20 protein-coding genes are annotated in these 25,434 nt (G+C 68.9%); 13 read left to right on the top strand and 7 right to left on the bottom strand.

Annotated elements, in window-relative coordinates; all coding sequences use genetic code 11:
* Positions 1-18 precede the first annotated feature (18 nt).
* The 4 genes from fabB to AACH06_RS04085 form a co-directional block, all read right to left on the bottom strand.
* Positions 19-1,239, bottom strand: a complete 1,221-nt coding sequence (gene fabB / locus AACH06_RS04100) for a beta-ketoacyl-ACP synthase I (protein WP_341424676.1) — start codon at positions 1,237-1,239, stop codon at positions 19-21.
* Positions 1,236-1,805, bottom strand: coding sequence for a 3-hydroxyacyl-[acyl-carrier-protein] dehydratase FabA (gene fabA / locus AACH06_RS04095; RefSeq protein ID WP_341424357.1), 570 nt, complete (start codon positions 1,803-1,805; stop codon positions 1,236-1,238). Before fabA ends, fabB begins: the two co-directional genes overlap by 4 nt.
* Before the next feature lie 186 nt (positions 1,806-1,991).
* Positions 1,992-4,199: a TonB-dependent siderophore receptor gene (locus tag AACH06_RS04090; RefSeq protein ID WP_341424356.1), complete on the bottom strand. Its 2,208-nt coding sequence runs from the start codon at positions 4,197-4,199 to the stop codon at positions 1,992-1,994.
* Between the two features lie 250 nt (positions 4,200-4,449).
* A complete protein-coding gene (locus AACH06_RS04085; protein WP_341424355.1) occupies positions 4,450-4,572 on the bottom strand; it encodes a hypothetical protein in 123 nt (40 codons plus the stop codon).
* Positions 4,573-4,816: 244 nt separating this feature from the next.
* Here AACH06_RS04085 and hemP point away from each other — a divergent pair, with 244 nt between their 5' ends.
* The 13 genes from hemP (at position 4,817) to AACH06_RS04020 (ending at position 18,279) form a co-directional block, all read left to right on the top strand.
* Positions 4,817-5,017 (top strand): hemin uptake protein HemP, encoded by a 201-nt coding sequence (gene hemP / locus AACH06_RS04080; RefSeq protein WP_341424354.1) that lies wholly within the window; start codon positions 4,817-4,819, stop codon positions 5,015-5,017.
* 139 nt (positions 5,018-5,156) lie between these two features.
* Positions 5,157-6,524, top strand: coding sequence for a DUF2325 domain-containing protein (locus tag AACH06_RS04075; RefSeq protein WP_341424353.1), 1,368 nt, complete (start codon positions 5,157-5,159; stop codon positions 6,522-6,524).
* Positions 6,521-7,132: a DUF3501 family protein gene (locus tag AACH06_RS04070; RefSeq protein ID WP_341424352.1), complete on the top strand. Its 612-nt coding sequence runs from the start codon at positions 6,521-6,523 to the stop codon at positions 7,130-7,132. Before AACH06_RS04075 ends, AACH06_RS04070 begins: the two co-directional genes overlap by 4 nt.
* Before the next feature lie 135 nt (positions 7,133-7,267).
* A complete protein-coding gene (locus AACH06_RS04065; RefSeq protein WP_341424351.1) occupies positions 7,268-9,544 on the top strand; it encodes a TonB-dependent hemoglobin/transferrin/lactoferrin family receptor in 2,277 nt (758 codons plus the stop codon).
* A gap of 25 nt (positions 9,545-9,569) precedes the next feature.
* Positions 9,570-10,697: a hemin-degrading factor gene (locus tag AACH06_RS04060; protein ID WP_341424350.1), complete on the top strand. Its 1,128-nt coding sequence runs from the start codon at positions 9,570-9,572 to the stop codon at positions 10,695-10,697.
* Positions 10,685-11,605 (top strand): heme/hemin ABC transporter substrate-binding protein, encoded by a 921-nt coding sequence (locus AACH06_RS04055; RefSeq protein ID WP_341424349.1) that lies wholly within the window; start codon positions 10,685-10,687, stop codon positions 11,603-11,605. Before AACH06_RS04060 ends, AACH06_RS04055 begins: the two co-directional genes overlap by 13 nt.
* The gene (locus AACH06_RS04050) at positions 11,602-12,660 is read left to right on the top strand and encodes a FecCD family ABC transporter permease (RefSeq protein ID WP_341424348.1); all 1,059 of its coding nucleotides are present in this window, start codon (positions 11,602-11,604) and stop codon (positions 12,658-12,660) included. Before AACH06_RS04055 ends, AACH06_RS04050 begins: the two co-directional genes overlap by 4 nt.
* Positions 12,661-12,674: 14 nt before the next feature.
* Positions 12,675-13,475, top strand: a complete 801-nt coding sequence (locus tag AACH06_RS04045) for an ATP-binding cassette domain-containing protein (RefSeq protein ID WP_341424347.1) — start codon at positions 12,675-12,677, stop codon at positions 13,473-13,475.
* Positions 13,472-14,308, top strand: a complete 837-nt coding sequence (locus tag AACH06_RS04040; RefSeq protein ID WP_341424346.1) for a ChaN family lipoprotein — start codon at positions 13,472-13,474, stop codon at positions 14,306-14,308. Before AACH06_RS04045 ends, AACH06_RS04040 begins: the two co-directional genes overlap by 4 nt.
* A 98-nt stretch (positions 14,309-14,406) precedes the next feature.
* A complete protein-coding gene (locus AACH06_RS04035; RefSeq protein WP_341424345.1) occupies positions 14,407-14,952 on the top strand; it encodes a GNAT family N-acetyltransferase in 546 nt (181 codons plus the stop codon).
* A gap of 8 nt (positions 14,953-14,960) precedes the next feature.
* The gene (locus AACH06_RS04030; RefSeq protein WP_341424344.1) at positions 14,961-16,025 is read left to right on the top strand and encodes a DUF2157 domain-containing protein; all 1,065 of its coding nucleotides are present in this window, start codon (positions 14,961-14,963) and stop codon (positions 16,023-16,025) included.
* Positions 16,022-16,723, top strand: coding sequence for a phytanoyl-CoA dioxygenase family protein (locus AACH06_RS04025; protein ID WP_341424343.1), 702 nt, complete (start codon positions 16,022-16,024; stop codon positions 16,721-16,723). Before AACH06_RS04030 ends, AACH06_RS04025 begins: the two co-directional genes overlap by 4 nt.
* Positions 16,724-17,112: 389 nt before the next feature.
* Positions 17,113-18,279: a hypothetical protein gene (locus AACH06_RS04020; protein ID WP_341424342.1), complete on the top strand. Its 1,167-nt coding sequence runs from the start codon at positions 17,113-17,115 to the stop codon at positions 18,277-18,279.
* 200 nt (positions 18,280-18,479) lie between these two features.
* Here AACH06_RS04020 and AACH06_RS04015 read toward each other — a convergent pair whose 3' ends face one another.
* The 3 genes from AACH06_RS04015 to AACH06_RS04005 all read right to left on the bottom strand — a co-directional run bounded on the left by AACH06_RS04015 (position 18,480) and on the right by AACH06_RS04005 (position 25,177).
* Positions 18,480-19,397, bottom strand: a complete 918-nt coding sequence (locus tag AACH06_RS04015; RefSeq protein ID WP_341424341.1) for a substrate-binding domain-containing protein — start codon at positions 19,395-19,397, stop codon at positions 18,480-18,482.
* 150 nt (positions 19,398-19,547) lie between these two features.
* Complete coding sequence (locus AACH06_RS04010; RefSeq protein ID WP_341424340.1) at positions 19,548-21,122, bottom strand: methyl-accepting chemotaxis protein; 1,575 nt, start codon at positions 21,120-21,122, stop codon at positions 19,548-19,550.
* Between the two features lie 527 nt (positions 21,123-21,649).
* Positions 21,650-25,177: an ATP-binding protein gene (locus tag AACH06_RS04005; protein WP_341424339.1), complete on the bottom strand. Its 3,528-nt coding sequence runs from the start codon at positions 25,175-25,177 to the stop codon at positions 21,650-21,652.
* Positions 25,178-25,434: the final 257 nt, after the last annotated feature.

Genomic DNA, 25,434 nt, shown 5'->3' with positions numbered 1-25,434 from the left:
GGCCGGCGGCCTGAAAGCTCAGTCGGCGAACTTCGAGAACACCAGCGTCGCGTTGGTGCCGCCAAAGCCGAAGCTGTTGGACATCACCGTGTTCAACGCCCCATCGCGGCGTTCACGCAGGATGGGCAGCCCTTCGGCGGCCGGGTCCAGCGTCTCGATGTGGGCCGAGGCGGCAGCAAAATCGTTCTGCAGCATCAGCAGCGAGTAGATGGCTTCTTGCACGCCAGCGGCGCCCAGCGAGTGGCCGGTGATCGACTTGGTCGAGCTGATGAAGGGCACCCGCTCGCCGAACACCTGACGCACCGCGCCCAGCTCGGCCAGATCGCCCACGGGCGTGGAGGTGCCATGCGCGTTGATGTAGTCCACCGGCGTCTTCACCGTGGACATGGCCTGCTGCATGCAGCGCACCGCGCCTTCGCCCGATGGGGCCACCATGTCATGGCCGTCGGAAGTGGCGCCAAAGCCCACCAGCTCGGCGATGATGTTCGCGCCGCGGGCCTGTGCATGGTCGAGCGATTCGAGCACCAGCATGCCACCGCCGCCAGCGATGACGAAACCGTCCCGGCTCACGTCGAAGGCACGCGACGCGCGGTCGGCCTGGTCGTTGTAGCTGCTGCTCATCGCACCCATGGCGTCGAACAGCAGCGACAGCTCCCAGCTCTCTTCTTCACCGCCACCGGCGAAGACGACATCCTGCTGCCCCCAGGCGATCAACTGCGCGGCGTGGCCGATGCAGTGCGCGCTGGTGGCGCAGGCCGAGGTGATCGAGTAGTTCACGCCCTTGATGCCGAACGGCGTGGCCAGGCAAGCCGAGACGGTGCTGCCCATCGTGCGCGTCACCATGAAGGGGCCCACGCGCTTGATGCCCTTGGCGCGCAAGGTGTCGGCGGCCCAGACCTGGTTGAAGCTCGATGCCCCGCCCGATCCCGCCACCAGACCCGTGCGCGGGTGGGAGACCTGCTCGGTGGTCAGGCCCGCATGCTCGATCGCCTGCTGCATCGACAAGAACGCATACGAGGCCGCATCGCCCATGAAGCGCAGCGTGCGTCGATCGATCACCTCTTCGAGGCTCAGCGTCGGTCGGCCGCTGACTTGCGAGCGCATGCCGCGCTCGGCGTAATGGGGGTTGAAGGCGAGGCCCGAGCGCGAGGTGCGCAGGCTTTCGGTGACTTCAGCCAGGTTGTTCCCGATGCTGGAAACAATGCCGGCTCCGGTGACGACGACACGGCGCATGATCAGAAATCTTCCGTCGAGGTGAACAGGCCCACCTTCAGGTCGGTGGCTGAGTAGATCTCCCGCCCGTCGGCAAATACCTTGCCATCGGCGATGCCCATCACCAGCTTGCGCTCGATCACCCGCTTCAGGTCCAGGCGGTAGGTGACCTTCTTCACCTTGGGCAGCACCTGGCCGTAGAACTTCACCTCGCCCGAGCCGAGCGCGCGTCCCTTGCCCGGGTTGCCGCGCCAGCCGAGCCAGAAGCCCACGAGCTGCCACAGCGCATCCAGGCCCAGGCAGCCGGGCATGACCGGGTCACCTTCGAAGTGGCAGGCGAAAAACCACAGGTCGGGATGGATGTCCAGCTCGGCTTCGATCATGCCCTTGCCGTGGTCACCACCGGTGTCGTCGATGCGGACGATGCGGTCCATCATCAGCATGTTGGGCAGCGGCAGGCGGGCGTTGCCCGGGCCGAAGAGCTCGCCGCGCCCGCAGGCCAGCAGATCTTCTCGGCTGTAGCTGTGACGGCCAAGATCGCGCTGGCTCTGGCGAGGGGTGGCGGCGGCGGGAGTCGTGTCGTTGGACTGCATGTTCTGGGCTTGTCGGGGTGACCGGCCCGCCGCGGCTGGACGGGCCGCGGCAAGCCTCGCCCCGCGGCGGGGGCAACCCGGCCGACAGGGCATGGAACCCGCGATTGTGCCCGGCCTGTACCCGCGCGGTTGTGACGCAGATCGAACCCGCGACGAGAGGCCCCGCGCCGGCCACGCCGCCCCGGGCTAGAACTTCCAGTCGACCGACACACTGGCGCTGCGAGGAGCGCCGTAGTAGCTCTGGCTCCAGTACAGGCTGGTGAGGTACTTTTCGTCGGTCACGTTGGCCAGGTTCAGCGTCGCGCTCCAGCGTGGGCTGAATTCGTAGCGCGCCATCAGGTCGACCAGGGCATAGCCCGGTTGCCGGGTGCGCACCGCCTGTCCGCTGGCGGCCACGTCGTCACGGTGGATTTGTGATTGCCAGCGCATCGACGCGCCCAGCTTCAACGCTGGCCAGGCCTGCCAGGTGCCGGCCAGGCGGACCGTCTGGCGCGGGATGAAGGTGCGGGCCGCTCGGCCGTCCGCGTCCTCGACCTCCAGCCAGGTGTAGCCGGCGCTGAGCTGCACGGTCGGCGTGATCGCGCCAGCGAGCTCCAGCTCCACCCCGTGGCTGCGGGTGTCCACCCCGCGGTAGGCCGAGAACGGGATGTCGTTGGGATCGTTGGGGTCGTCCACGGTGGTGTCGAAGGTCGCCAGGTTGTCCTGTCGCGATCGGAACACCGCCACCGTGCCCATCAGCGCCTTGTCGAACCATTCCGACTTCAGGCCGAGCTCCAGGTTCGTGCCCACGGCGGGATCCATCCGGCTGCGATCGGCCCGCCATTCCGTTTGCGGCAGGAAGATGCCCGCGTAGCTGCCGTAGGCCGACAGCGACGGTGTCAATTCCACCACCGTCCCCAGATACGGGGTCACCTTGTTGTCGCTTTTCGCCCGCGGGGCGCCGTAGCTTACGCCTTCGCTATCGATCCAGGTGGCGTTGACGCCCATCAGCACCTGCCAACGGTCGGCCGGCCGCAGACGCACCGCGCCATACAGGCTTTGCTGCCGGTCGACGAACGAGCTGCCGTCGACGGCGGCGTCGAACAGCGGAATCGCATAGTCGCCGTCCCAGGTGGCGAGATCGGGCAGCGCAGTGCCGATGCCGCGGCCGTAATGCGAGACCGCGGTGACACTGGCCCGAGAGGCGCTGGCGCCAATGACCGCTTCGTGGGTCCGCCCGCCCAGTTGGAACGGGCCGCTGGCGCGCAGATCGATGATGTTCTCGTGGTTGTCCTGGTCGTAAAGCGAGGGATAAGCGAAGGTGCCGGCGCCGGTGTCGGCATCCGGCTCGCCGTACACATAGAAGAGCCGGCCTTTCGAATCGATCGACTTGTGCGTCAACGTGCCGCGCAGTTGCCACCCGTTGGCAAACTGGTGCCGAAGCTCGGCGAAGGTCTGTGCGATGTCGGCATTCCAGTAGGTCCAGGCCGGCGCGGTGTTGACCGACACGTCGTAGTCGGTGGCCTGGCCCTGGCTGTCCCACAACGGCAGGGCGCCCCAGTTGTTGCCCTCCGGCCGGTTCGCCTGCTGCACATGGCCGGCGGTGAGCAAGGTGTTGTCGCCGAGGTCAGCCTCCAAGGTGCCTGAAAACACCGCCTTGGTCATGTGATAACGATCGAGGTACGAATCCTTGTCTTCGGCGGCCACCACCACGCGGCCACGCAGGCTGCCGGCCTCGTTCAACGGGGCCGAGACGTCGGCGTCCACCCGCTTCTGGTTCCACGAGCCGAACAGCAGGCTGCCCGAGGCCTGGAAGGCGGCCGTCGGCCGCTTGCGCACGAAGTTGATCGTGGCAGACGGGTTGCCGGTGCTGGCCAACAAGCCCGTCGCGCCACGGATCACCTCCACGCGCTCGTAGATCGCCGTGTCGAGATCGCCGTCGACCAGGCCGAAGGTCATGGGGATGCCGATGCCATCGACCTGAAAGTTGACGATGTCGAAGCCGCGGGCGCTGTAGTAGGTGCGATCGGTCTCCACCTTTTCCACGATGACGCCGGGGCTCATCGCCAGCGCATCGTTCACGCTGTGGAGCTTGAAGTCGTCCATCACGCTGCGGGTGAGCACGCTGATGGACTGCGGCGTCTCGCGCAACGACAGGTCAAGGCCGGTGGCGCCTTCGCTGCGGCGCACCCGATAGCCCTCGGCAGCGTCGGCACTCTCGCCCTGGCCTTTCACGACGATGGCCTTCAGCGCACTCGCTGGCGCGTCGGGCGCGTCGGGCTGGGCGGGCGATGGCGTCGGCGTGACGGCGGGGTTCGGCGCCGTCGCCTGCGCCGCGGCGGTGGCCGGCCAGGCGAGCCAGACGGCCAGCAGCGCAAGCGAGAGGGGATGGAGTGGGTACTGCGTTGAATTCACAGGAGGTCGTCCTCGTTCGATAAGTCCAATGGGAAAACAGACGTGGCGCGTCGTGCCGCCGCGCGCGGTGCTGCGGGCGTGTCTTCGTGGGGCGAGCCGGGCAGCAGGCGCCGCTGCGATGGACGCAACGGCACGGCCTGCGGGTCGACGGCGCAGCAGGCGCAGGCCCAGCGGCGCGCAGCGCGACGCTGTTGTTCGAGGCGTGACACGCATGGCGCCATCCGACGCGCCTCGTTCCGGCGGGGCTGCTTCATGGCCACCACGCCGCGCGGCGGGCGCGTGAGTCGGCGTCAGGCGACGCCGTGGCGCGCTCGGAAAGCTCGGCACGCGCCCCGATCAGGGCGGTCACCGGGCGTTGGATCAAGACGCCCATGGCGCCCAAGCCTTTCGCAATCGTCAGGTGGTTCGGATCCCTGGCGCGCGTTGGCTGGCTGTGGGCGAATCCACACTCTAATGCGAAGCATTCGCATTTACAACCATCGAGGCTGTGCCGGAGCGACGTTGTGGCACCGTTTCCACATCGGAACGGATGGAGAAGGCGCCCCGCGACTGAAATTCCCTTCGCCGTTCGGGGCTTTATTCTCGCAAATGCGAATCGCTCGTATTACGATGCACACATGATCACGACGCCCCCACCCGTTCCGCCGGGCACGCCCACCCATCCGGCACCGGCCACTTTGTCGGTGCCGATGGCCACCGGCCCGCAATGGCGCAGCGAAGACCTGCTCGCCGGCACCGATGAGGCCCTGATCACGCACAACGATCAGGTCTACCGGCTGCGGCGCACCGGCACCGGCAAGCTGATCCTCACCAAATAGACCCGGCGAAAACCGCGGCGCCCGTTCCTCCGGCGCTCCTTCGACCCATCGTCGTCGGCACGTTCCGACCACCCTTCTTCGCTCGCACCAGCCAGCGCCCCGCCAGCCCGTGCATGCCCGTTGACCGAAAGGCCTGCGCATGCCCACCCTTCCCGCGGCGGCATCCACCGCTTCGGCGCCCTCGGCGCCAGTCATTCCTGCTTCAGCGCACGCCGCTGCCTCGGATCTGGCGGCCCTCTGCGGCTGCCATGCCCCCGCCCTGCCGCCCATCGAGCAACGCGGCTCGCGCCGCCGGCGGCTGTGGGAGCTGAGCCGCCATGCCCATTGCCCGGTGGTCGGCGTGTGCCTGCCGATTGCCGCCGTGCGGCGCCTCGTGGACAAGGCGCTGGGCGGCCAGGCCGTGGCCAGCGACTACGAGCTGCATTGCGGCGTCAACACCGAATGCCGCCAACGCGGCCCGATCGCCGAGGCGGTGCAGAAGGAGCTGGACCAGCGCTACGCCCACGCACTGCGACAGAGCCGGCCGCTCAAGACCACGGAGGCGCTGCGCGATTGGTGGGCCCACCAAGTCAACGGGCGCGACGTGCCCGGTGCCCTGTGGGCGACCCTCACGCACCCTCGCTGCGACCTCGCCTTGGAGGAAGCCGTGCTGGCGGACATCCACATGATCCAGCACCAGAACGGCGCGGCCGATCGGGCCGATCTGGCCAGGCTGAACGCCCTGTTGCATGAAAACGAGGTGCTGGGACGCGAGTTGGCCGCAGCGCAGCAGCGCTGCACCCAGCAGGCCGACGACCACGCCCGCAGGGCGGAAGCACTGCACGCTCAGCTGGTGCGCACGCGTGCCGAGGTGCTCGGCCGCGACACCACCATCGCCACGCTGCAAGACGAACTCCAGGCCCTCGAAGCCGCGGTCCCGTCGCTGCGCAGCCGCGACGAGTTGACGCGCCAGGTCGCGTGGCAGATCGAACGCATCCAAGACCTCGAACGCGCCCTGTTGAAGGCGCGGCACGAGCTCGAACGCGAACGGCACCGCGCCAGCGATGCGCTCGCCGCGGCCCACGCCGCGGCATCGGCGAACGCCAGCGATGCCATGCCACCCATCATCGACGCAACGCCCGCCGTGCCGCTGATCGACCGCGCCGTGCTGTGCGTCGGGGGCCGCGCGGCCAGCCTGCCGGCCTACCGGCGCCTGGTCGAACGCGAGGGTGGCCGCTTCCTGCACCACGACGGCGGTGAGGAAGACAACGTGGCTCGGCTGGACACCACGCTGGCGGCGGCCGATCTGGTGATCTGCCAGACCGGCTGCATCAGCCACAACGCCTACTGGCGCGTGAAAGACCATTGCAAACGCACCGGCAAGCGGTGCCTGTTTGTCGACAACCCGAGCAGCGCCAGCCTGCGGCGCGCCCTGGCGGGCCTGGGCGCGGCTGCGGGCGAGGCCGGTGGCTCGAAGCCTGCCAGCCTGGCGGCCGTTGCGATCACGCCGCAGGAGGCCCAGCCATGATCGACGCAGCCAGCCTGATGACCCTGCAGGCCTACAGCCTCCACCGCCACGAGCACCGGCGCAAACTCGCCGCCCACCGCCGACAACGCACGCTGTCACTCGGCCCACAGATGCGACTGCAGTTCGAAGACGAACTGACGGTGCGGCACCAGATCCAGGAAGTGCTCTGGATGGACCGCCGCGCGGACGATGCCGATGCCGTGGGAGAGGAGATCGCCACCTATGCCCACCTCGTGCCCGACGGGGGCCAGTGGACGGCCACGCTGATGATCGAGCTGCCCGACGCCGCCGAGCGGCAGTACTGGATGCCCATCCTCAACGAAGCGGTGCAAGAGGTGTACGTGGAGCTGCCCGGCCATGCGCGCGTCGCCGCGTCGGTGAACGACGACCTGCCTTGCCAACACCGCGGCCGAGACAGCGGCGTGCACTTCCTGCGTTTCCGCTTCGACACCGGCCACCGCGAACGCCTCCAGCGCGATGGCGAGGCCCTGCTCGGCTGCACCCATCATCGCTACCACTGGCGTCGCACGATCCCCCGCGGCACCTTGGCCAGCCTGCTGCGCGATCTGGTGCAGCCCCGGCCGGCACCTCGCCCATGCCCTCCTTGAGCGCGCCTGAGCACCCGTTGAGCCCCCCTTAAGCGCCCCCCCTGTTTCAACCGCCGAAGCACACCGCTGCGGCTTCCAGCACACGCCAGCCCCGTCGCCAGCCCGTGCACTTCTTGTGACGAGCCCCGACGTTCCATGCCGCCGCATTCCAACCATCCTGCCCGCCCCTGCCTCGCCCGCACCCGCATCACCCCCATCGCCGCCGCCTGCCTGAGCCTCGGGCTGGCCGTGTCCGGCGCGGCCAGCGCCCAGACCCCCGGTGCCCTCGACGCCGCGCCACGTGAGCAACCGCCGCTGCCATTGATCAGCGTCACCGCCACCCGCACCGAGCGGGCGCTGGATGACGTGCCCGCCACCGTCACGAGCCACGACCGCCAGGCCATCGAACAGCGCGGCGCACGCGACCTCAAGGACCTGCTCGACGACGAGGTCGACCTGTCGGTGCGCGCCAGCCAGCCGCGACCCAGTGCCAGTTCCTCCGGCGGACGGGCCGGCCAAGAGGGCTTGAACATCCGCGGGCTCGAAGGCAACCAGGTCTTGCTGCTGATCGACGGCATCCGCCTGCCGAGCGCGTTCAGCTTCGGACCCTTCTCCACCGGCCGCCTCGACACGGTGGACGTCGACACCCTCGCCGGCGCCGAGGTGCTGCGCGGCCCGAGCTCCTCGCAATACGGCAGCGATGGACTCGCCGGCGCCTTGTCCTTGCGCACCTTGCGGGCCGGTGACCTGCTTCAGGGCGGCAAGACGCTCGCAGGCTTTGCCAAGCTGGGCATGCACTCCGCAGACCGCTCGGTCGACACCACCGCGGCGCTCGCCCTCGGCACCGATGCGCTGAAGGGTCTGGTGCTGCTCAGCCACCGACGCGGCCACGAGACCGACAACCAGGGCGACAACGACAGCCGCTCCAGCAACCGCACCTCGCCCAACCCACTCGACCACCACGCCACCAGCCTGCTCGGATCGCTGAGCTACCAGCTCAACGCCCGGCACAGCCTCGAGGCCACGTTGGAAGGCCGCCGGCGGGAGCAGCACACGCAAGTCTGGACGGCCGTCGCGCCCACACCCGAACCGCCCACGCCCGCCAACCCCTACGCCAACCAGACGGTGAGCTTCGTGGCCGATGACGAGGTGTCACGAGAACGCCTGAGCCTGACGCACCGGTACGACGATGCGCAAGGAACCGGCCTCGTCCAGTGGCAGACACAGCTGCACGCCCAGCACGCCGAAGTCCACCAGTTTCATGCCGAAGACCGCGCCTTCTCGGCCGATCGCACACGCGACAACCGCTACGAAGAACGCAGCGTGGGGCTGTCGACCCAAGGCGCCGCGCTGGTGAGAGGGCCGGTGCCGCAACGCCTGAGCTTCGGCATGGACCTGGCGCAGTCGCAGCTCGAAGCCCGGCGCGACGGTACCGTGGCACCGTTCGGAGAGACCTTCCCGAGCAAGCCCTTCCCGGACACCCGTTACCGCACCGCGGGCGCGTTCGTGCAAAGCGAAATCGATGGGGAAGCGTTCACGGTCATCCCGGCCCTGCGCTTCGACCGGTTCAGCCTGTCGCCCACCTCGTCGTCAGGCTTCAGCGGGCAAGCCGTGTCACTGAGTGATCAGGCCGTCACGCCGCGCATCGGGGCCATCTGGCGCATCTCGCCCGGTCTGGCGCCTTACGCGCAATGGGCGCTCGGCTTTCGCGCACCGCAACCGGACCAGGTCAACAACGGCTTCTCGAACATCGCCTCCGGCTACACCTCGATCGGCAACCCCGACCTGAAGCCCGAACACGCCCGCAGCATCGAGATCGGTACCCGCGGTCAACTCGATGCGCTGCGCTGGCAGCTCGCGTTGTTCGACAACCGCTACCGCGATTTCATCAGCCAGGAGATGGTGTCGGGCAGCTTCACGCCCAACGACCCGGCGGTCTTCCAGTACGTGAACCTGGCCCACGCGCGCATCCGCGGCGGCGAACTGAAGCTGGAGTGGCAAGGCGGCGGCGGGTGGACCGGCCAGTTCGCGCTCGCGCGCGCTCAGGGCTCCAGCGAAACCGATGGCCAGCACACGCCCTTGGACACGGTGAACCCTCTGAGAGCACGCCTGGCCCTGCGCTACGAGGCCCCGCGCTGGAGCGCCTCGGCGCAATGGCAGCACATCGACGGCAAAGCCGCCAAGGACGTCTCCGACGCCAGTCAATTCCTGCCGCCGGATGCCGACGTGGTCGACCTCTTCGCCCAGTGGCGATTCAACGCCACGTGGAGCCTGCGCGGTGCGGTGCTCAACCTGTTCGACGAGACCTACTGGCGCTGGTCGGATGTGCGTGGCGTGGCCGCGGCCAGCGGAAGCGGGCAGCCGAACCCCGCGCTGTCCGCGTTCACCGCCCCCGGCCGCAGCGTGCAGATCGCCCTGCGCGCCGACTTCTGACCCGCCCCTGACCACGAAAGCCCCTATGCACACCATCAGCGATCCCAGCGCGCCCGGCACGCTGCCCTCCCCCGAGTCGCTTGCCGCGTTGCGGCGGGCCTTTGCCGAAGCACGCCGCCCCCCGGCCCGGCGGCACCGCGACATCGCCGACGAGCTGGGCATCTCGGAAGGCGAGTTGATCGCCGCCCATGCCGGTGGCGTGGCGCCAGGGGACTCGCCGCTGCGTGCCCAGCGCCTGCGGCCGCGGTGGCCGTCCATCGTTGAAGCGCTGGAGACGTTGGGAGAGGTGACGGCGCTGACGCGCAACGCCTCGTGCGTGCACGAGAAGGTGGGCATCTACCGCGGTGCCAGCGTCGAAGGCCAGGTGGGGCTGGTGTTGGGAGGGGACATCGACCTGCGCGTGTTCTACAACGTCTGGGCCCACGGATTCGCGGTGGAAGAGCACACGCCGCGTGGGCTGCAGCGCAGCCTGCAGTTCTTCGATGCCGAAGGCACGGCGATTCACAAGGTGTTTCTGCGCGACGGCAGCGATCTCGCCGCCTATGCCCGGCTGGTGGATGCCGTGGCCTGCGGCTCGTCCGATGTCGCGGGCCTCACGCCCCACGCCGCGGCGCCGCGGCCGGCCGAGAAGCCGGATGACGAGGTGGACGTGGCGGCCTTCCAGGCCGACTGGTCGGCCCTGCGCGACACCCATGAGTTCTTCGGCATGCTGCGTCGCCACGGCCTCAGCCGCACCCAGGCCCTGCGCCTGGCATCGCCCGAGTTCGTGCAGCCGGCAGACCCAGGCGCTGCGCAAGAGCTGCTCGTGCGTGCGGCCCAGCAAGCCGTGCCGATCATGGTGTTCGTCGGCAACCCCGGCTTGATCCAGATCCACAGCGGCCCAGTGCGCCGGGTGGAGCAGATGGGCCCGTGGGTCAATGTGCTCGACCCGGGCTTCAACCTGCACCTGCGCGAAGACCACATCGCCCAGGCGTGGCTGGTGCGCAAGCCCACCGTCGATGGGCTGGTCAGTTCGCTCGAGGTGTTCGATGCGGCCGGTCTCACGGTGGCCATGTTCTTCGGCGAACGCAAGCCCGGCCAGGCCGAGCGGTGCGACTGGCGCGACCTGCTCGCCGGCGTGGCGAACGAAGCGGGGGCAGGATGCGCCGCCTGACCCCCCCGCCATCCACCCAATCGCCGGGCCCGCACGCGGCGACCGTGGGCTGGCGTCGCCGCCCCGTGCTGCAAGCCCTCGCGCTGGGCCTGGCGGCGCCGGTCGAACTGGCCGTCGCGGCACAGCCGCGCATCGTCAGCATCGGCGGCGCCATCACCGAGACGCTCTACGCCCTGGGCGCCGACACCTCGCTGGTCGGCGTGGACACGACGTCGCTCTATCCCACCGCCGCCCGGTTGCTGCCCAGCGTGGGCTATGCCCGCGCGCTCTCCGCCGAAGGGGTGCTGTCTCTCTCGCCACACATGGTGATCGCCGGCGATGAAGCGGGGCCGCCCGCGGTGCTTCGGCAGCTGCAATCGGCCGGTGTGCCGGTGAATGTGCTGGCGGCCGAAGACAGCGCCACCGGCGTGATGCAACGCACCGACTCGATCGCCGCCTTGATCGGCAAGCAGGAGGCGGCGCGCGCGCTGAACGATCAATTCCGGCGCGAGTTCGAGCAGGCGACGCAGCGGGTGGCACGCCACGCGGGCGCGGCGCCTCGGGTGTTGTTTGTTCTGGCCCATTCGATGAGCCAGCTTCGCGTGGCCGGCCAGAAGACCGCAGCCGATGCCATGCTGCGCCTGGCCGGGGCGACCAACGCGCTGCAGGGCTTCGACGGCTACAAGCCACTGAACCCCGAGGCGGCGATCGCCGCCGCGCCACAGGTGTTGCTGGTCACCGACCAGGGCCTGGCGGCAGCGGGCGGTGTAGAGGGCCTGCTGCGCGCCCCCGGCCTGGCTGCCACACCCGCGGGCCGCGCGCGGCGCGTCGTGAGCCTGGACGCGCTGTGGCTGCTGGGCTTCGGGCCGAGGCTGCCTTCGGCGGTGGTGGCCCTGGCCGACGCGCTTCGCGCCAAGGCCACCGCATGAGCCCGATGGACGCGCTCGGCAGGCCACCACACGCCGAGACGGCCCGGTTCGGTGCCGGCGCGGCCGTGCTCACCCTCGTCGCGCTGCTGCTGGTGGCCACCGTGCAGTGGGGTGCGATGCCAATCCAGCCGGCCGACTGGCTCGCGCCCTGGCGGGCCGATCTGCGCAGCGGCAGCGCACAAGTGCTGTGGGAGTTGCGGTTGCCGCGCGCCGTGCTGGCCGTGGGGGTGGGCGCGTCGCTGGGGTTGGCCGGCGCCTTGACGCAGGGCCTGTTCCGCAACCCCTTGGCCGATCCGGGCCTGTTGGGCATCACCAGTGGTGCCGCCTGCGCCGCCGCGCTGGTCTTGACGGTCGGTGCCGAGTCGCCCTCGGGCCTGCCTGCCGCCTGGCGCCCGTGGGCTCTCCCGTCGGCTGCCCTGGCCGGCGGCCTGGCCGTGTGTTTCATGCTCGACCGCCTCGCGCGCTGGCTCACCCCGGGCTCTGTCGCAGGCCTGCTGTTGACCGGCCTGGCACTGAACGCACTGACCATGGCCATCGTGGGCCTGTGCACCTACGTCGCCACCGATGAGCAGCTGCGCAGCCTCACTTTCTGGACGCTCGGTTCGCTGGCCGGCGGCGAGTGGATGATGGCGGCGCTGCTGCTGGCCTTGCCGGCGTTGTCGCTACCGTGGTGCCTGCGTCTGGCCAACGGGCTCAACGCACTGGCGCTCGGTGAGGCGGTGGCCGGCCATGTGGGGCTGGACGTCGCCCGCCTGCGGTACCAGGTGATCGCCTTGGTAGCCGTGCTGTGCGGCGTGGCCGTGGCCTGGTGTGGGGTGATCGGCTTCATCGGGCTGATGGCCCCCCACCTGGCCCGCACCTGGGTCGGCGCTGACCAGCGCCGCCTGATGCCCGTGTCGGCCGGGTTGGGCGCGGCCCTGCTGCTGGCCGCCGACACGGCGGCACGCACCGTGGCGCTGCCGGCCGAAATACCGGTCGGGATCTTCACCGCGCTGTTGGGCGCCCCCTTGTTCCTGGCCTTGCTGCGCAACGCCACGCGCGCGGGCACCGCGTGATGGGTGGCACCAACATGTCCCCTCGCGCCCCCTTGCTGGAACTGCGCCAGGCCATCGTGCCGCAGGGCGGGCGTCGCTTCGGCCCCTTCGATGCCACGGTGCAGTCAGGCGAGCGGATTGCGGTGCTCGGCCCGAGCGGCGCCGGCAAGTCCACGCTGCTGCGCCTGATCGCCGGCGAATCGACACCCGCCACGGGCGAAGTCCGGATCGACGGGCAGCCGAACGATCGCTGGTCGCTCGCGGCCTTGGCCGAACGACGCGCCGTGCTGCCGCAATCGCACGCCGTGGCGTTCGGTCTGCCGGTGGCGCTGGTGGTGGGCCTGGGTCGGCTGGCCCGTGAGCCCGATCCCGCCCGGCCCCAGGTGGTGCGCGACGCGCTGCGCGCCGCGCAGGCCGGCCATCTGCACGACCGCCGGTTCGACAGCCTGTCCGGCGGCGAACAGGCCCGGGTGCAACTGGCCCGGGTGCTGGCCCAGCTGTGGGATGTGAACCGCGGGCTGCTGCTGGTGGACGAACCCCTGGCCGCGCTCGACCCGGCCCTGCAAATGGAGTTGATGGACACGCTGCAGGCCCACGCCCTCGCACGCGGCCTGGCCTTGGTGGCGGTGCTGCATGATCTGAGCCAGGCGCTGTCATCATTCGACCGGCTGTGGCTCGTGCAAGAGGGCAGGATGATCGAGAGCCAGCTGCGTGCCGATGTGAACGCGCTGCCGGCGCTGGAGCGGCTGTATGGTGTCCACCTGCACGCCCAGCCGTGGCCCGGCGGCGGCGTGGTGGTGGCACCGCGCCGCGCCCCTTCATCTCTGGTCCCATGAAACGCCTGCTTCCTCTGATCGTCACCTTGTTTGGCGCGCTGGCCACCCTCGGCTGCGCCCACCCCGACGCGCCGCCACCGCCGGGCCTCGCTCAACCCCGCTTCGTGCTGCTGGGCGAGGTGCACGACAACCCCCGCCACCACACGCTGCGCGCCGAGTGGTTGCGGGCCTTGCTGGCCGATGGTCGCCCGACCCGGGTCGTGTTCGAGCAGTTGGACGCCACGAAAGACGGTGCGCTGCAGGCCGCCCGCCAAGACCATCCGAGAGACAGCGATGCCGTCGCGCGCGCCGGTGGGCTGGATGAAAAGGGTTGGCGCTGGCCCCTGCACCGGCCGCTCTTCGACGTGGCCCTGGCCGCCGGCGCCACGATCACCGGCGGCAACCTGCCGCGCGAGTCGATCCGGGCGGTCGTCCGCCAAGGGGAAGTGCCGGGGCCCTTGCAGGCGTTGATCGATCGTTCGGGCTGGAGCCCCACGCTGCAGGCCGCGGCCGAAGCCGACATCGTCGATGGCCATTGCGGCGCCTTGCCCGCCAGCCAGGTGGCGCCCATGGCCTTGGCACAGCGGGTTCGCGACGCCAGCATGGCGCAGGCGATGCTGGCGTCGGCCCCCGGCGAGCGGGTGGTGCTGATCGCCGGCAACGGCCATGTGCGGCGCGATCGCGGCGTGCCCCACTACCTGCGCGGTGCCGGTGTGGCGGCGACGGACATCATCGCCGTCGGCCTGGTCGAGATCGATGGCATGGACGCCCCCGCCAGCGCCTTCGACCGTCTGCAAGCCACCGAGCGCGAGCCCCGGCCCGACCCCTGCGAGGCCTTCAAGACCTCACGCTGAACCTCCGCCCCGCAGCCCTTCCATTGGCAACGCCACCGGGCCTTCAAAAGCGCAGAGGCGCGGGAATTCGGCCGCACCCTTGGCATGATGGCGGCTTGATGACCATCGCCCGCCTGACCCCCGACGACGCGGAGCCCTACCGTGCCCTGATGCTGCAGGGCTACGCGCTCCACCCCGAAGCCTTCACCGCCAGCGTCACCGAACGTGGGCATCTGCCGATCACCTGGTGGCAGCAGCGCCTGCAGCCCGGCGACGATGCACGCGAGCTCGTGCTCGGCCAGTGGGAGGGCGACGAGCTGGCCGGCGTGGCAGGCTTGTCCTTCGAGGTACGCGAGCGAGCGCGGCACAAGGCCACGCTGTTCGGCATGTATGTGCCGCCGCGCTTCCGCCAGGCGGGCCGGGGGCGCCAGCTCGTACAGGCCGCCCTGGCCGAAGCACGGCAGAGGCCGCAGACGCTGCTGGTGCAGTTGACCGTCACCGCAGGCAACGAAGCCGCGCAGGCGCTGTACGCCGCCTGCGGGTTCGTGCCCTTCGGCACCGAGCCGATGGCCGTCCAGCTCGACGAAGGGTTCGTCGCCAAGGTCCACATGTGGTGCGACCTCGGGAAGAAACCTGCACCCATCCACACCGACCACGCCCGCTGAGACACGCCATGCAGATCACCGAAAACCAACTCGGCGAGGCCACTCGACGCGGCCTGATCACCCCTGACCAGGCCCGCGCACTCTGGGCCTTCCTGGCCGAAGACGCGCCCGGGCAAGAGCACGACACGCCCCGCTTCAAGGCGGCCCACATCCTGTACTACATGGGCGGCATGATCGCGATCGGTGCGATGACGCTGTTCATGACCCTGGGCTGGGAAAGCTTTGGCGGCGGCGGCCTGCTCGTCATCTCGCTGGTCTATGCGATGGCCGCACTGCTGCTCACCGAGTACCTGCTGGAGCGCAAGCACCTCGCACTGCCTGCCGGCATCACCGCGGTGCTGGCGGTGGTGATGGTGCCGCTGGCGGTGTACGGTGCCCAGAACGCCTTCGGCTGGTGGAGCGACGGCAGCCACGCGGGCGCCTACCGCGACTACCACCGCTACATCGACTGGCGCTGGCTGATGATGGAGCTGGCCACCCTGGCGGCGGCCGCGGTGGCGCTGTGGCGCTACCGCCTACCCTTCCTGGTGATGCCGGTCGCGGTGACGCTCTGGTACATGAGCATGGACCTGGTGCCGATGCTGCTGGGCGGCGACGGCTACAGCTTCTTCTCCGACACCGGCCGGCTGGTCTCGCTGTGGTTCGGCGTCGCGATGACCCTGCTGGCCTTCTGGGTCGACCTGCGCACCCGCCACACCCGGGATTTCGCCTTCTGGCTCTACCTCTTCGGCGTGCTCACATTCTGGGGTGCCCTCAGCAGCATGGATTCGGGCAGCGAATTCGGCAAGCTCATCTACTGCGGCATCAACGTGGTGCTCATCGGCATCGGCGCCGCGCTGTCACGCCGCGTCTTCGCGGTGGTGGGAGGCTTCGGTCTGGCCGGATACCTGGGCCACCTGTCGTACACCGTCTTCAAGGACAGCCTGATGTTCCCGCTGGCCCTCACCGCCATCGGCCTGGGCGTGGTGGGCATCGGCATCTGGTGGCAGCGACACGAGGCAGAGATCGAGCGGGCGATGCAAGCCTGGCTGCCCGGCGCCGTGCGCGAACTGGTGGAAGCGCGCCGCCGTTGAGCCCCCTGAACGAGCCTGCACCGGGTCTCGACCTGGCCCGCGACGGCGCGGCGCACTGGCGCGCAGCGGTGCCGCCACGGCAGATCGACGACCTCATCGCTGAGCTGGCCGCGCACGCTCAGGTCGAGCCCGGCCGCGCTGGCACCCGCAGCCTGCTGGCGCAGCCCTGGTGCCGCGCGCTCGCGGCTCAATTGCGCGACCACCCGGCGCTGCAGCCCTCACTGGCCGGCCTGGTGGCGGTGCAATGCACCTACTTCGAAAAGTCGACAGCCCTGAACTGGCTCGTCACGCTGCACCAGGACCTGAGCGTGCCCGTGGCGGGCCGCATCGACGCCCCGGGCTGGCAAGGCTGGGCCGAGAAGGAAGGCCAGTGGTTCGCCCAGCCCCCGGCCGAGGTGCTGGGCTCGTTGCTGGCGGTGCGCCTGCACCTGGACCGGTGCGGCATCGACGACGGCCCGTTGCGGGTGGTGCCCGGCAGCCACCTGCACGGCCGCCTCGATGACGAGGCCGCCCGGCAATGGCGCGAGCGATGCGGTGAAATCACCTGCCTCGCCGAGCCCGGCGATGTGCTGGCTCTGCGCCCGCTGACGCTGCACGCGTCATCCAAGGCCCGTGGCACCAGCCCACGCCGGGTGCTGCACATCGTCTACGGCCCCGCCTCGCTGCCGGACGGCGCACGCTGGGCCATCACGGCCTGAAGCCCACCCAGGGCGTGTTCACACGACGCAGCCCCGATGCGTTGCCACCAGAACCGGTCGAGCGCAAGGCGCAAAACGAAGCCGGGGTACGGCCCCGGCGAGGCTTTGCAACGCCGCGGGCGGCTGGTTCTGGTGGCAACCCTTCGGGAACGGGCCGTCCAGGGCGCATGGCGGCGTTGCCCACCTTGCCCAGGCACCAGCCTGGGCGGCGTCGGGCGCCTTGCCCTGCAACCCTGGACGACCCGTTCGCACGGGGCTGCGTAGTGTGAACACGCCCTAGCCTAGGACCTTCCCCAGTCGCATCCACCGAACTGGTCTGGCGTTGGATGCCACCCATGAGGAGGCACGCGGCAGACCCGTTCGTTCACCTTGCCGCCAGGAAGACTTACATGACCAGCATCAATTCGCGGCCCACCATCCACCATGTTCCCACTGCTCCGCACGCTCATCCGCCAAGTACAGCAAGCGGCGCGCCCAGCACCACCCCGACGCCAGCGGCAACGCCCACAGGATTGATCCAGGGCATGGAACAGGTTGCGATCAACCCGCGCGCCCAGCATCGCACCGTCCGGCTTGCGCCGCCCACACCGCGCGAAACCTACTCACAGACCTCAGACTCGACGCTGCAACCATTCCTGAGGACCGGTCAGGAGATGATCGGCCAAGCTGCGCACGACGCCCAAATGGCCGGGAGAACGCCTCATCACGACGACGTCCGCGTGCCTGCACACCAAAGCGGGCTCACCGTGGGAGGCGCGGGTCTTCACGAGATCGTGCCCACCAATCGCGCGGGCCAGGTCGCCCGCGCGCCGGACAACATCCGAGAATCGTTGGCCCAGACGATGTCGGGCGCCCGCACGTCAACCTCAGCGACGATGTTCCGCACCACAGCGGACGGCGGCAACCCGGAAGTCGGCGGCCACACCAACACCTTCCGCCATGGGGGGACCAGAGGCCAGGCGCCAGCCCACGACCGCCTGCGAACACAAATCGACACGTCGATCACTTCGGCATCGGCAAGCGCGCAACCGATCGACCCTCGGGTGACCGTCGCGCAGATGACGGCGGCCCAGATCAACGCGACGGCCTCCGGCCCCGAGATCATGCGATCGAACTACATCACCGGCATGACGCCGAATCTCATTCTCCACAACACCCAGGGCGTCCAGCACGGGAGCGTCGCGACGGGAGACTATGAACGCCCACTCGAGCCGCCAACGGCCGCCTCGACACCCAATCGTTCGGAGCTGGCCGCCAATCTGCATAACCGTCGGGAGGTCATGAAAGAAAACCACGAACGCCTGGTGCAAGAGATTCCTGTCCACCAGCGGGCGGATATTCCGCCCGTCAGCCCGCGCCGCAGTGCGATGACGCCAGACGGCCGCGGGGGAGACTACGAGCCCCAGGCAGCACTGTGGGCCCGGGAGACCCCGCAGATGCGGCCGCAACACCAAGCTGCCGATGCGGCGGCCTGGGTGACCCGGCCGATGAGGCTCGAGCCAACCCCACCAGACGACTCCGGAGAACCGCCGACCAAAAGGGCCCGCATCAACTGAAGCACGCAGGCGAATCGCACCGTCCAGCGGGACATCGCATCACCGGCTGGCAGCTGCCCGATGGCGCACGCTGGGCCATCACGGGCTGACGCCCGAGAACCCCACGCCGATGCTGCCCTGAACGACAAACGGGTGGCCTGATCGCCACCCGCGTCTCCAGACGGCAGCGCGCGACCGATGCGGTCACGCGCTGTCGGTGCTCACTTGGCCATGTACTTGTCGATGTTCTCCGAGACGACCAACTCGAAAGGCACCATCAACTCTTTGGGCACCGATTCCTTGGCCGCCATCTTCAGCGCCAGGTCGAGCGCGGCACGGCCCTGGCCTTTGGCGTTCTGCAAGACGGTGGCCGTCAGCTTGCCTTCCTTGACGGCCTTCATCGCGTCGGGTGTCGCGTCCACCCCCATCACGAGCACCTTGCCGGCCGCACCACCAGCGGACAAGGCATCGATGGCGCCCAGCGCCATCTCGTCGTTGTTGGCCACGATGGCGCTGGGCAGATCACCCTTCTTGACGAGATCGGCGACGATGCGCTGCGCTTCCGCGCGGCTCCAGTTACCGATGGCCTCGCCCGACACCTTCATGTCGGGGTGGCCGGCGATCACGGCCTTCAGCCCCTTGGTGCGACCGATGGCGCCGTTGTGGTCAGACGGCCCCTTCAGGATGAAGATGGTGCCTTTGCCACCCAGCTTCTTGGCCATCAGGTCGCCCTGGATGCGCCCCGCCATGGTCTCGTCAGATCCCACGTAGACCGAGCCCTCGCCCAGCGGCTCGCTGGGACGGACGTTGAGATACACGACCGGAACGCCGGCCTGTCGCGTGGCTTCTATCACCGGCGCGGCCACCACGTTGACGGGCATCACGATCAACACGCCCACCTTCTTGTCGGCCATCGCCTTGACCTGGGCCAACTGTTTGGCGGGATCGTCCTTGGCATCTTCGGCGGTCACGGTCACGCCAGGCTTGGTCTTGGCGTAGGTCGCAATCGATTCCTGAAGAATCGAGCGGAACTTGTCGGAAGCGTTGCTGTTGGCCAAGCCCACCGTGGTGTCGGCGGCGCTGAGCAGCGGAAACGCGGCAAGGGCCGCACATGCCAGGAAACGGTGACTGATCTTCATGCGGAGTCCTTCATGGGTGGGTGGCTGAAAACAGGTGACGATGCAAGACGCATCACGACGGAGAAAGCGGTACGGGCGCCCACGAAGCACGTGGATCTTGGCGCCCGGAGAATGGGTAGACCTGCGAACGGGTCAGACGTGCAAAGCGGTCTAGGGGGCGAGCCTGAACTTCTCGACCTGGGCACGCAGGTCGATCGCGTTCTGGCGCAGTGATTCGGCCGCCGCGGCGGACTGTTCCACCAGCGCAGAGTTCTGTTGGGAGGCTTCGTCCAGCGTGTGCATCGAAGAGCTGACCTCTTCCACGTGCCCCATTTGGACGCTCATTCGGGAGCTGATGTCGACGACGATCTGGCTGACTCGCTCGGAGGACGACACCATCTCATTCATGGTCTCGCCAGCCTGCTCGACGAGCCGGGTGCCGGCTTCCACCCGCGAAGAGCTCGCGCCAATCAGCCCCTTGATTTCCTTGGCGGCTTCGGCAGAGCGCTGCGCGAGCGAACGAACTTCCGACGCCACCACCGCGAAGCCGCGGCCCTGCTCACCGGCGCGAGCGGCCTCGACCGCTGCGTTCAGCGCCAGGATGTTGGTCTGGAAAGCGATGCCGTCGATCACCCCCGTGATCTCGCTGATCTTGTTGGAGGCCGTGTGAATCTCGCCCATGGTCTCGACCACCTGGGCCACCACCTGGCCACCACGCTTGGCGATGTCGGTGGCCTGCGAGGCCAGCGCGCTCGCCTGTGTGGCCGCCTGGGTGGTGTCACTGAGGTTGGTGCTCAGCGTGTTCATCGTGGCCGACGTGCGCTGCACGTTGGCGCTGGTGCGCTCGGTGCGGTCCGACAGATCCTGGTTGCCTGTGGCGATTTCGGTGCTGCCGTTGGCGATGCTGTCGCTCGCGAGTTGAACCTGACCCACCAGGTGGCGCAGCCCCCCTTGCATCTCCGAGATCGCCGTTTGCAGGTCACCGATCTCGCCCCCGCTGTCGCGGGTCACCGCCACGGACAAATCGCCTTGGGCGATGGCACGCGCCTGCTGCGCAGCGGCGCGTACGGGCCGCGCAATCGACAACCCCAGCCGCCAGCCGAACGTGGCGGCGAAGAGCACCCCCACCGCCACCAGCGAGACGGTCACCACGGCCGCCGCCCGCGTCGCCGCTTGTGCAGCCTGTGCGGCCGCGTCGGCATGCTCTTGCGCCAGGCGCTGCAGAGCCACCACCGAGCCGGTGTATTCCTTGTTGGCCGAGTTGAAGTCGCCCTGCAACAGGGTTTCGAGCGAAACGAAATCCGAGTCGCTCTGGAACTGGCGCACCTTCACCACCAAACCGTCCAGACGCGAAGCCTTGGCGGCGAGCCCGTCATAGGCCGACTTGAGGTCCGGATCCTCGATCGCCTCGCGCAACGCGGCATCGACCGTGGTCATCGACTTCTTGGCGGCGTCGTAGTCGGCCAGGATCTGCGTGGCGTAGTCGCTCGCCCCCATCCGGGCGGAGGCGGCGATGCGAAGACCGTTCAGTTCGACCAGCGCCTTGAGCTCGCTCGCCAACTGTGCCGTCTTCCATTCGTGCTGGGACAGCCTGTCCAGCGTGCTCGTGGTCTGGAAGAGTGTGCGGATGCCGTACCCGCTCAGAAGAACCATGAGCACGATCAGCAGACCGAACCCGACGGCCAATCGAGAGCCGACCCTGTCCATCCACTGCGCACGCACCATTGTCGACACACGTTCTTGCATTTTTCAGTCCTCAGAGTGCTTCGATCGCAGCGGCTCGACCATCCTCGCGTTGCGGCCGAATCAGGACGGTTCAATGTCGTCCGTGATTCAGCCGAGCAGAGATGGGCTGGGGTGAGCTGCCTATCGGTCGGATATCGGTCCGAGCCAGGATTCTCTTGACCGCTCACTGATGACAGTCGGGCGAAATCGGCCCGTTGTTCATGCCTTTCTCACGGATCGCCGGGGATTCGGGCGGGGCCGTTCGCATGCGGACGCCCCCACGAGGCCGGGCTGATCGGCTCTCCCCACGAACCATGGGCGGGCCATTTGCCACCCATGGGCAGGCGCGGTCATCCCGACCGGTGCCGCCGATCCGCCGCTGCAGGCCCGCAGCGGCCCCTTCGCTCCGGCTCCCTTGCCATGGTTCCGTTGCTCTTACCGATCATCCTGCACGTGCAGCGGCTGGTTCGCCGGGCTCATCGCCGAAGCCGACGGCCAGGCCGCTGATCTCCGACCCGCCCCGCCGCGCCCGCGATGCCGTGGGCGGGTCAGTTCGCGGCCAGGCCGGTGCCCGGCAGTGGATCGACGCCACGACCCGAACGGTCGCCCGTCACCCGCTCCTCGCCAAACGACGGCCACGGCACGGTGACGTCGTCGGCTGCGGGCCGGCCCTCGGGCGCCCCGCCGAAGACCAGCGGGTGGCGCGCGCGAACCATGGCCTTGCGCGCCTCGTCGAGGCCGTCGAGGCGCCGCTCGAAGGTGTCGCGCCAGCCGCGGTGGATCGCGTCGGCCTCGGGGTGGCCCGCGGCATACAAGGCCTGCAGCAGGCGCGAGACGATCTGGACTCGTGGCCAGTTGCAGGGGCAGGTGCTCGGCGCCACTTCCAAGGCGCGCCGCAAATGGCCCAGCGCTTCGGCACGCGAATGGGCGGCGAGGCAGGCGCGCGCCAGTTCCAGCCAAGCGACCAGGCGCCCGCTGTCGTTGTCCGTCTCTTCGAAGAAGGCCAAAGCCTTGTGCGCCTCCTGGCTCGCTGCCATCGGCGGCAGGAAGTCGCAACGCAGCAGCCGCATCAGCTGGTGATAGTGATTGCGGGCCGAGCGGTCGGAGGCCTCGTCCAGGTACTCCTCCAGCATCGGCCAGGTGAGCGTGCCGGTCAGTGCCTCCATCTGGGCCGACAGCAGCAGCGTGTAGGGCCGAGCGCCGATGCCCACGTGCGAGGCATGGCGGCGCAGCGCCTGCAGATGCTTGTGCATCTCCGCCCCCTGCCCGAAGACATGCGCCTGCATCACTTTCGCGGCGTGCCATTCGGCCACCATCGATGGCGGTGCGACGGCGTCTGCCAGCGCGTCGAAGATCGGCGGCGCCGCGCCCCAGCTCGAATCCAGCGCCAGAAAATACGCCTGCTGCATGGTGGCGGCGATACGGCGCCCGGGCGGCACCCCGCGGCGGCTCGCCACCTGGGCGCATTGGCGAGACAAGGCCAGCGCTTCGTCGCGGCGGCCCGTACAACCCATGGCCACTGTCAGCTGGTCCATGCACTGCACGCGCATGACTTGCGGCACCGGCTCGGCCGAGATCAGTTGCCGGTAGGCCTGCATGCGTTCAATGCCGCGCTGCATCTGGCCCGCCTCCAACTCGAACAGCGCGAGGTACGAGATGTGCCAGTGGCGGTACTCAGGCTGCATCTGCGAACTGTCGATGTCGGCGATCTGCTCGTAGACGAGCATCGCTTCCTCGCGGCGCGGTGAGAGCACCAAGGCCAGCGCGTACGACGATGCCACCGACGGCCACAGCGCGTGGTGGCGATCGATGGTCTGATAGTGCCGCTTGAGCAAGGCGATGCCTTCGTCGCTCACGTCCCAACGGTGCAGCACCCACCGGCACTGCTCGATCGCGGCGATGGCGTCCTGGTCGTCGGTGGTGGCCAATCGTCCCAGCAGCTCGATCGAGGGTTCGAGGCGGTCCATCTTCAGGCACAGGCGCATCGCCCGGTGCCGGTACCAGGCCAGGTCGAAGGCCTCTTCGAGCTGAGGCACCGAGGGCACCGCGTCGAACAGCCGGTCGATCAGGGCCAGCGCCTCCGGATAGAGGCTGTCGCCGAACATCGTGACCGCGGCTCGCAACACATACGGCGCGGCCCGTTGCGGTGTCGAAGAATTCAGCAGGTGGTGGGCGATGCGCTCATCGCCCGCCCCCGCCGCCTGCAGGCAGCGCGCGATCGCATCGCTGAGCGTCATGCCGAGCGGGCCGACCAGGTTGCTCTGGGCGGCCGCGCAAGCCAGGTCATGAACGAAGCCCCGATGGTTGAAAAGGCCCAGGCGCATCAATTCACGCCAGGCCTCGTAAGACTTCGGCTCTTCCAGGCGCAGCACCTCGCGCAGCATCGCGGGCATGAAATCGACACCCGCGAGCGCCACCAGCGCCGCCACGTCGCGCGCTGCGGGCGTGGCTGAGCCCAACCGATGCGCCAGCAAGGTCACCACGCTGTCGGGCTGCACGTCCAGTGCATCCGGCTGGTCGGCGAAACGCGCATGGCGCACGATTTCGGTGAGGAAGAAGGGGTTGCCACCCGAGATCTTCCACGCGCGCTCCAGCACCTCTTCCTTGTCGATCCACGGAGCCGGCAGCTGATCGAGCAGTTCGCGCGTGCTGTCTTTCGTCAGGGCCTGCAGCCGCACCGGCTCGAAACGATCGAACGGCTTGAGCGCGCCTTCGACGCGCTGGCACGCCGCGTTCTGGTGGTGCTCGCGGCTGGCAAGGATCAGGCTCGGCAAGGGCGAGGCCTCGGCGACCGACGCGTCGGCCAGCACATCGCACAGCTCGACCACCACTTTCGAAGACGCTTCATCGATGTAGTGCAGGTCGTCGATCGCCACCAGCTCGACGCCGTCGCGGCGCAGTCGGCGCAGGCAGCCGATGGTGCTGTTGACCACGCTTTCCAGATCCACTTCACCGATGCTGGCCCCTTCGGCCGCGAGCTCTGCGCCCAGGTCGGCGCTGCGCAGCAGCTTGGCCATCGAGATCTGGACTTCGCCTTCCGGATCTTGCACGAGGCGACCGATCAGCCGCTTGATCAGTGCGTAAGGCCGGCTGTCATCGTTGGGCCGGCAGGCCACGCGCACCGTCGAACGGCGACTCACGATCTCTTCGATCAGGCGCGATTTGCCAATGCCAGCCTCGCCTTGCAGCCAGACGTGCCGGCCTGCACGCAGGGCCGCCTCCATCTGGTTCAACTGGGTCTGCCGCCCCACCAGGCGGAGCACCGGCGGCGCCTCGGCGGCCGCCGCCTCGGCGGAAAATTCCAGCTCGACGGGCGGCGACGCGGGTGCGGCCGGCTTCGCATGGGCATCCAGGATGTCGAGCTGCAGCGCGCGGGTCGCGCGGTCCGGCGACGTGCCAAACTCTTCGGCCAGCACGGTGCGGCAGGCTTCGTAGGTGGCCAGCGCACCCGCACGGTCACCCAACGCCCACTGGCCCTTCATCTTGATGCGGAAGGCTCGCTCGTGCGTCGGGTCGATGTCGAGCACCGCCTGTGCCCAGGCGATGGCCGACTCAGGCTGCCCCTGAGGGCCGGCCGCCTGCTCGGCACGATCGAGCAGGGATTGCACCGCTGCGGCCTGGGCCTGACGCCGGTACTGCTCGATCACCGATTCGACATCGGGCAAGTCGTCGAACGACCAGGCCGACAACACCGGATTGCGCAACAGCTGCCGCGCCAAGCCCGGCTCGAATTGGATGGCCTCCAGCGGCCCCAGGTCGCACTGGACGTCCGACGCCAGCGCCCAGTCGTTGCCGGCCGCGAAGGTGGTCGCACCGAGCGTTTCGCGAAGGCGGTGCAGCATCACCCGCAGGTTGGTGCGCGCTGCGGCCGCGGCCGACTGGGGCCACAGCCAGCGCGCCACTTGCTCACGCGTCCTGGCGGCGCCCGTGGCAGCCAGAAAGATGGCCGCCGCCGCCTTGCGCTCCAGCGGCACGCACTGACGCTCGGCCGTGTCTTCCGCCCGCACCAGCGCCTGCCCTGTCGTCGAAGCCAACAGACAGATCTGGAGCGCCTCCGAATCGACCCGAATCACCATGAACAATCGCGAACAAAACCTTCAATCCGGCCGCGAGTGTGGTCATGTCTGATAGCGCTGTCAAAGATTCATGTAAAGACCTGCAAGGCCCTCAACCACGCCGCAGCGAGGTGACTTTGGTCATGATTGCTGAGGTCCTGGGACCCGGCGGTTCGCGGCGCCGGCCTTGGAAACGTTTAGACCGTGCAAAGGTTCCTGAACTGAGGCCTTGGGCGTGTCCGGATCTGCGACGCGATCCGCTCAAAACGACGAGGTGA

It is taken from the genome of Ideonella lacteola (genome assembly GCF_038066555.1).
Classification (GTDB): domain Bacteria; phylum Pseudomonadota; class Gammaproteobacteria; order Burkholderiales; family Burkholderiaceae_C; genus Ideonella; species Ideonella lacteola.
This window is presented reverse-complemented; position numbering and strand designations above follow the sequence as displayed.

Excerpts from the sequence above, each read along its gene's own strand:
- AACH06_RS04015 (WP_341424341.1), bottom strand. The coding sequence starts at position 19,397 with ATGAAGATCAGTCACCGTTTCCTGGCATGTGCGGCCCTTGCCGCGTTT.
- AACH06_RS04050 (WP_341424348.1), top strand. The coding sequence starts at position 11,602 with ATGAGCCCGATGGACGCGCTCGGCAGGCCACCACACGCCGAGACGGCC.
- fabA (WP_341424357.1), bottom strand. The coding sequence starts at position 1,805 with ATGCAGTCCAACGACACGACTCCCGCCGCCGCCACCCCTCGCCAGAGC.
- AACH06_RS04005 (WP_341424339.1), bottom strand. The coding sequence starts at position 25,177 with ATGGTGATTCGGGTCGATTCGGAGGCGCTCCAGATCTGTCTGTTGGCT.
- hemP (WP_341424354.1), top strand. The coding sequence starts at position 4,817 with ATGATCACGACGCCCCCACCCGTTCCGCCGGGCACGCCCACCCATCCG.
- AACH06_RS04030 (WP_341424344.1), top strand. The coding sequence starts at position 14,961 with ATGCAGATCACCGAAAACCAACTCGGCGAGGCCACTCGACGCGGCCTG.
- AACH06_RS04010 (WP_341424340.1), bottom strand. The coding sequence starts at position 21,122 with ATGCAAGAACGTGTGTCGACAATGGTGCGTGCGCAGTGGATGGACAGG.
- AACH06_RS04085 (WP_341424355.1), bottom strand. The coding sequence starts at position 4,572 with ATGGGCGTCTTGATCCAACGCCCGGTGACCGCCCTGATCGGGGCGCGT.
- AACH06_RS04055 (WP_341424349.1), top strand. The coding sequence starts at position 10,685 with ATGCGCCGCCTGACCCCCCCGCCATCCACCCAATCGCCGGGCCCGCAC.
- AACH06_RS04040 (WP_341424346.1), top strand. The coding sequence starts at position 13,472 with ATGAAACGCCTGCTTCCTCTGATCGTCACCTTGTTTGGCGCGCTGGCC.
- AACH06_RS04020 (WP_341424342.1), top strand. The coding sequence starts at position 17,113 with ATGACCAGCATCAATTCGCGGCCCACCATCCACCATGTTCCCACTGCT.
- AACH06_RS04045 (WP_341424347.1), top strand. The coding sequence starts at position 12,675 with ATGTCCCCTCGCGCCCCCTTGCTGGAACTGCGCCAGGCCATCGTGCCG.
- AACH06_RS04075 (WP_341424353.1), top strand. The coding sequence starts at position 5,157 with ATGCCCACCCTTCCCGCGGCGGCATCCACCGCTTCGGCGCCCTCGGCG.
- AACH06_RS04065 (WP_341424351.1), top strand. The coding sequence starts at position 7,268 with ATGCCGCCGCATTCCAACCATCCTGCCCGCCCCTGCCTCGCCCGCACC.
- AACH06_RS04070 (WP_341424352.1), top strand. The coding sequence starts at position 6,521 with ATGATCGACGCAGCCAGCCTGATGACCCTGCAGGCCTACAGCCTCCAC.
- AACH06_RS04035 (WP_341424345.1), top strand. The coding sequence starts at position 14,407 with ATGACCATCGCCCGCCTGACCCCCGACGACGCGGAGCCCTACCGTGCC.
- AACH06_RS04060 (WP_341424350.1), top strand. The coding sequence starts at position 9,570 with ATGCACACCATCAGCGATCCCAGCGCGCCCGGCACGCTGCCCTCCCCC.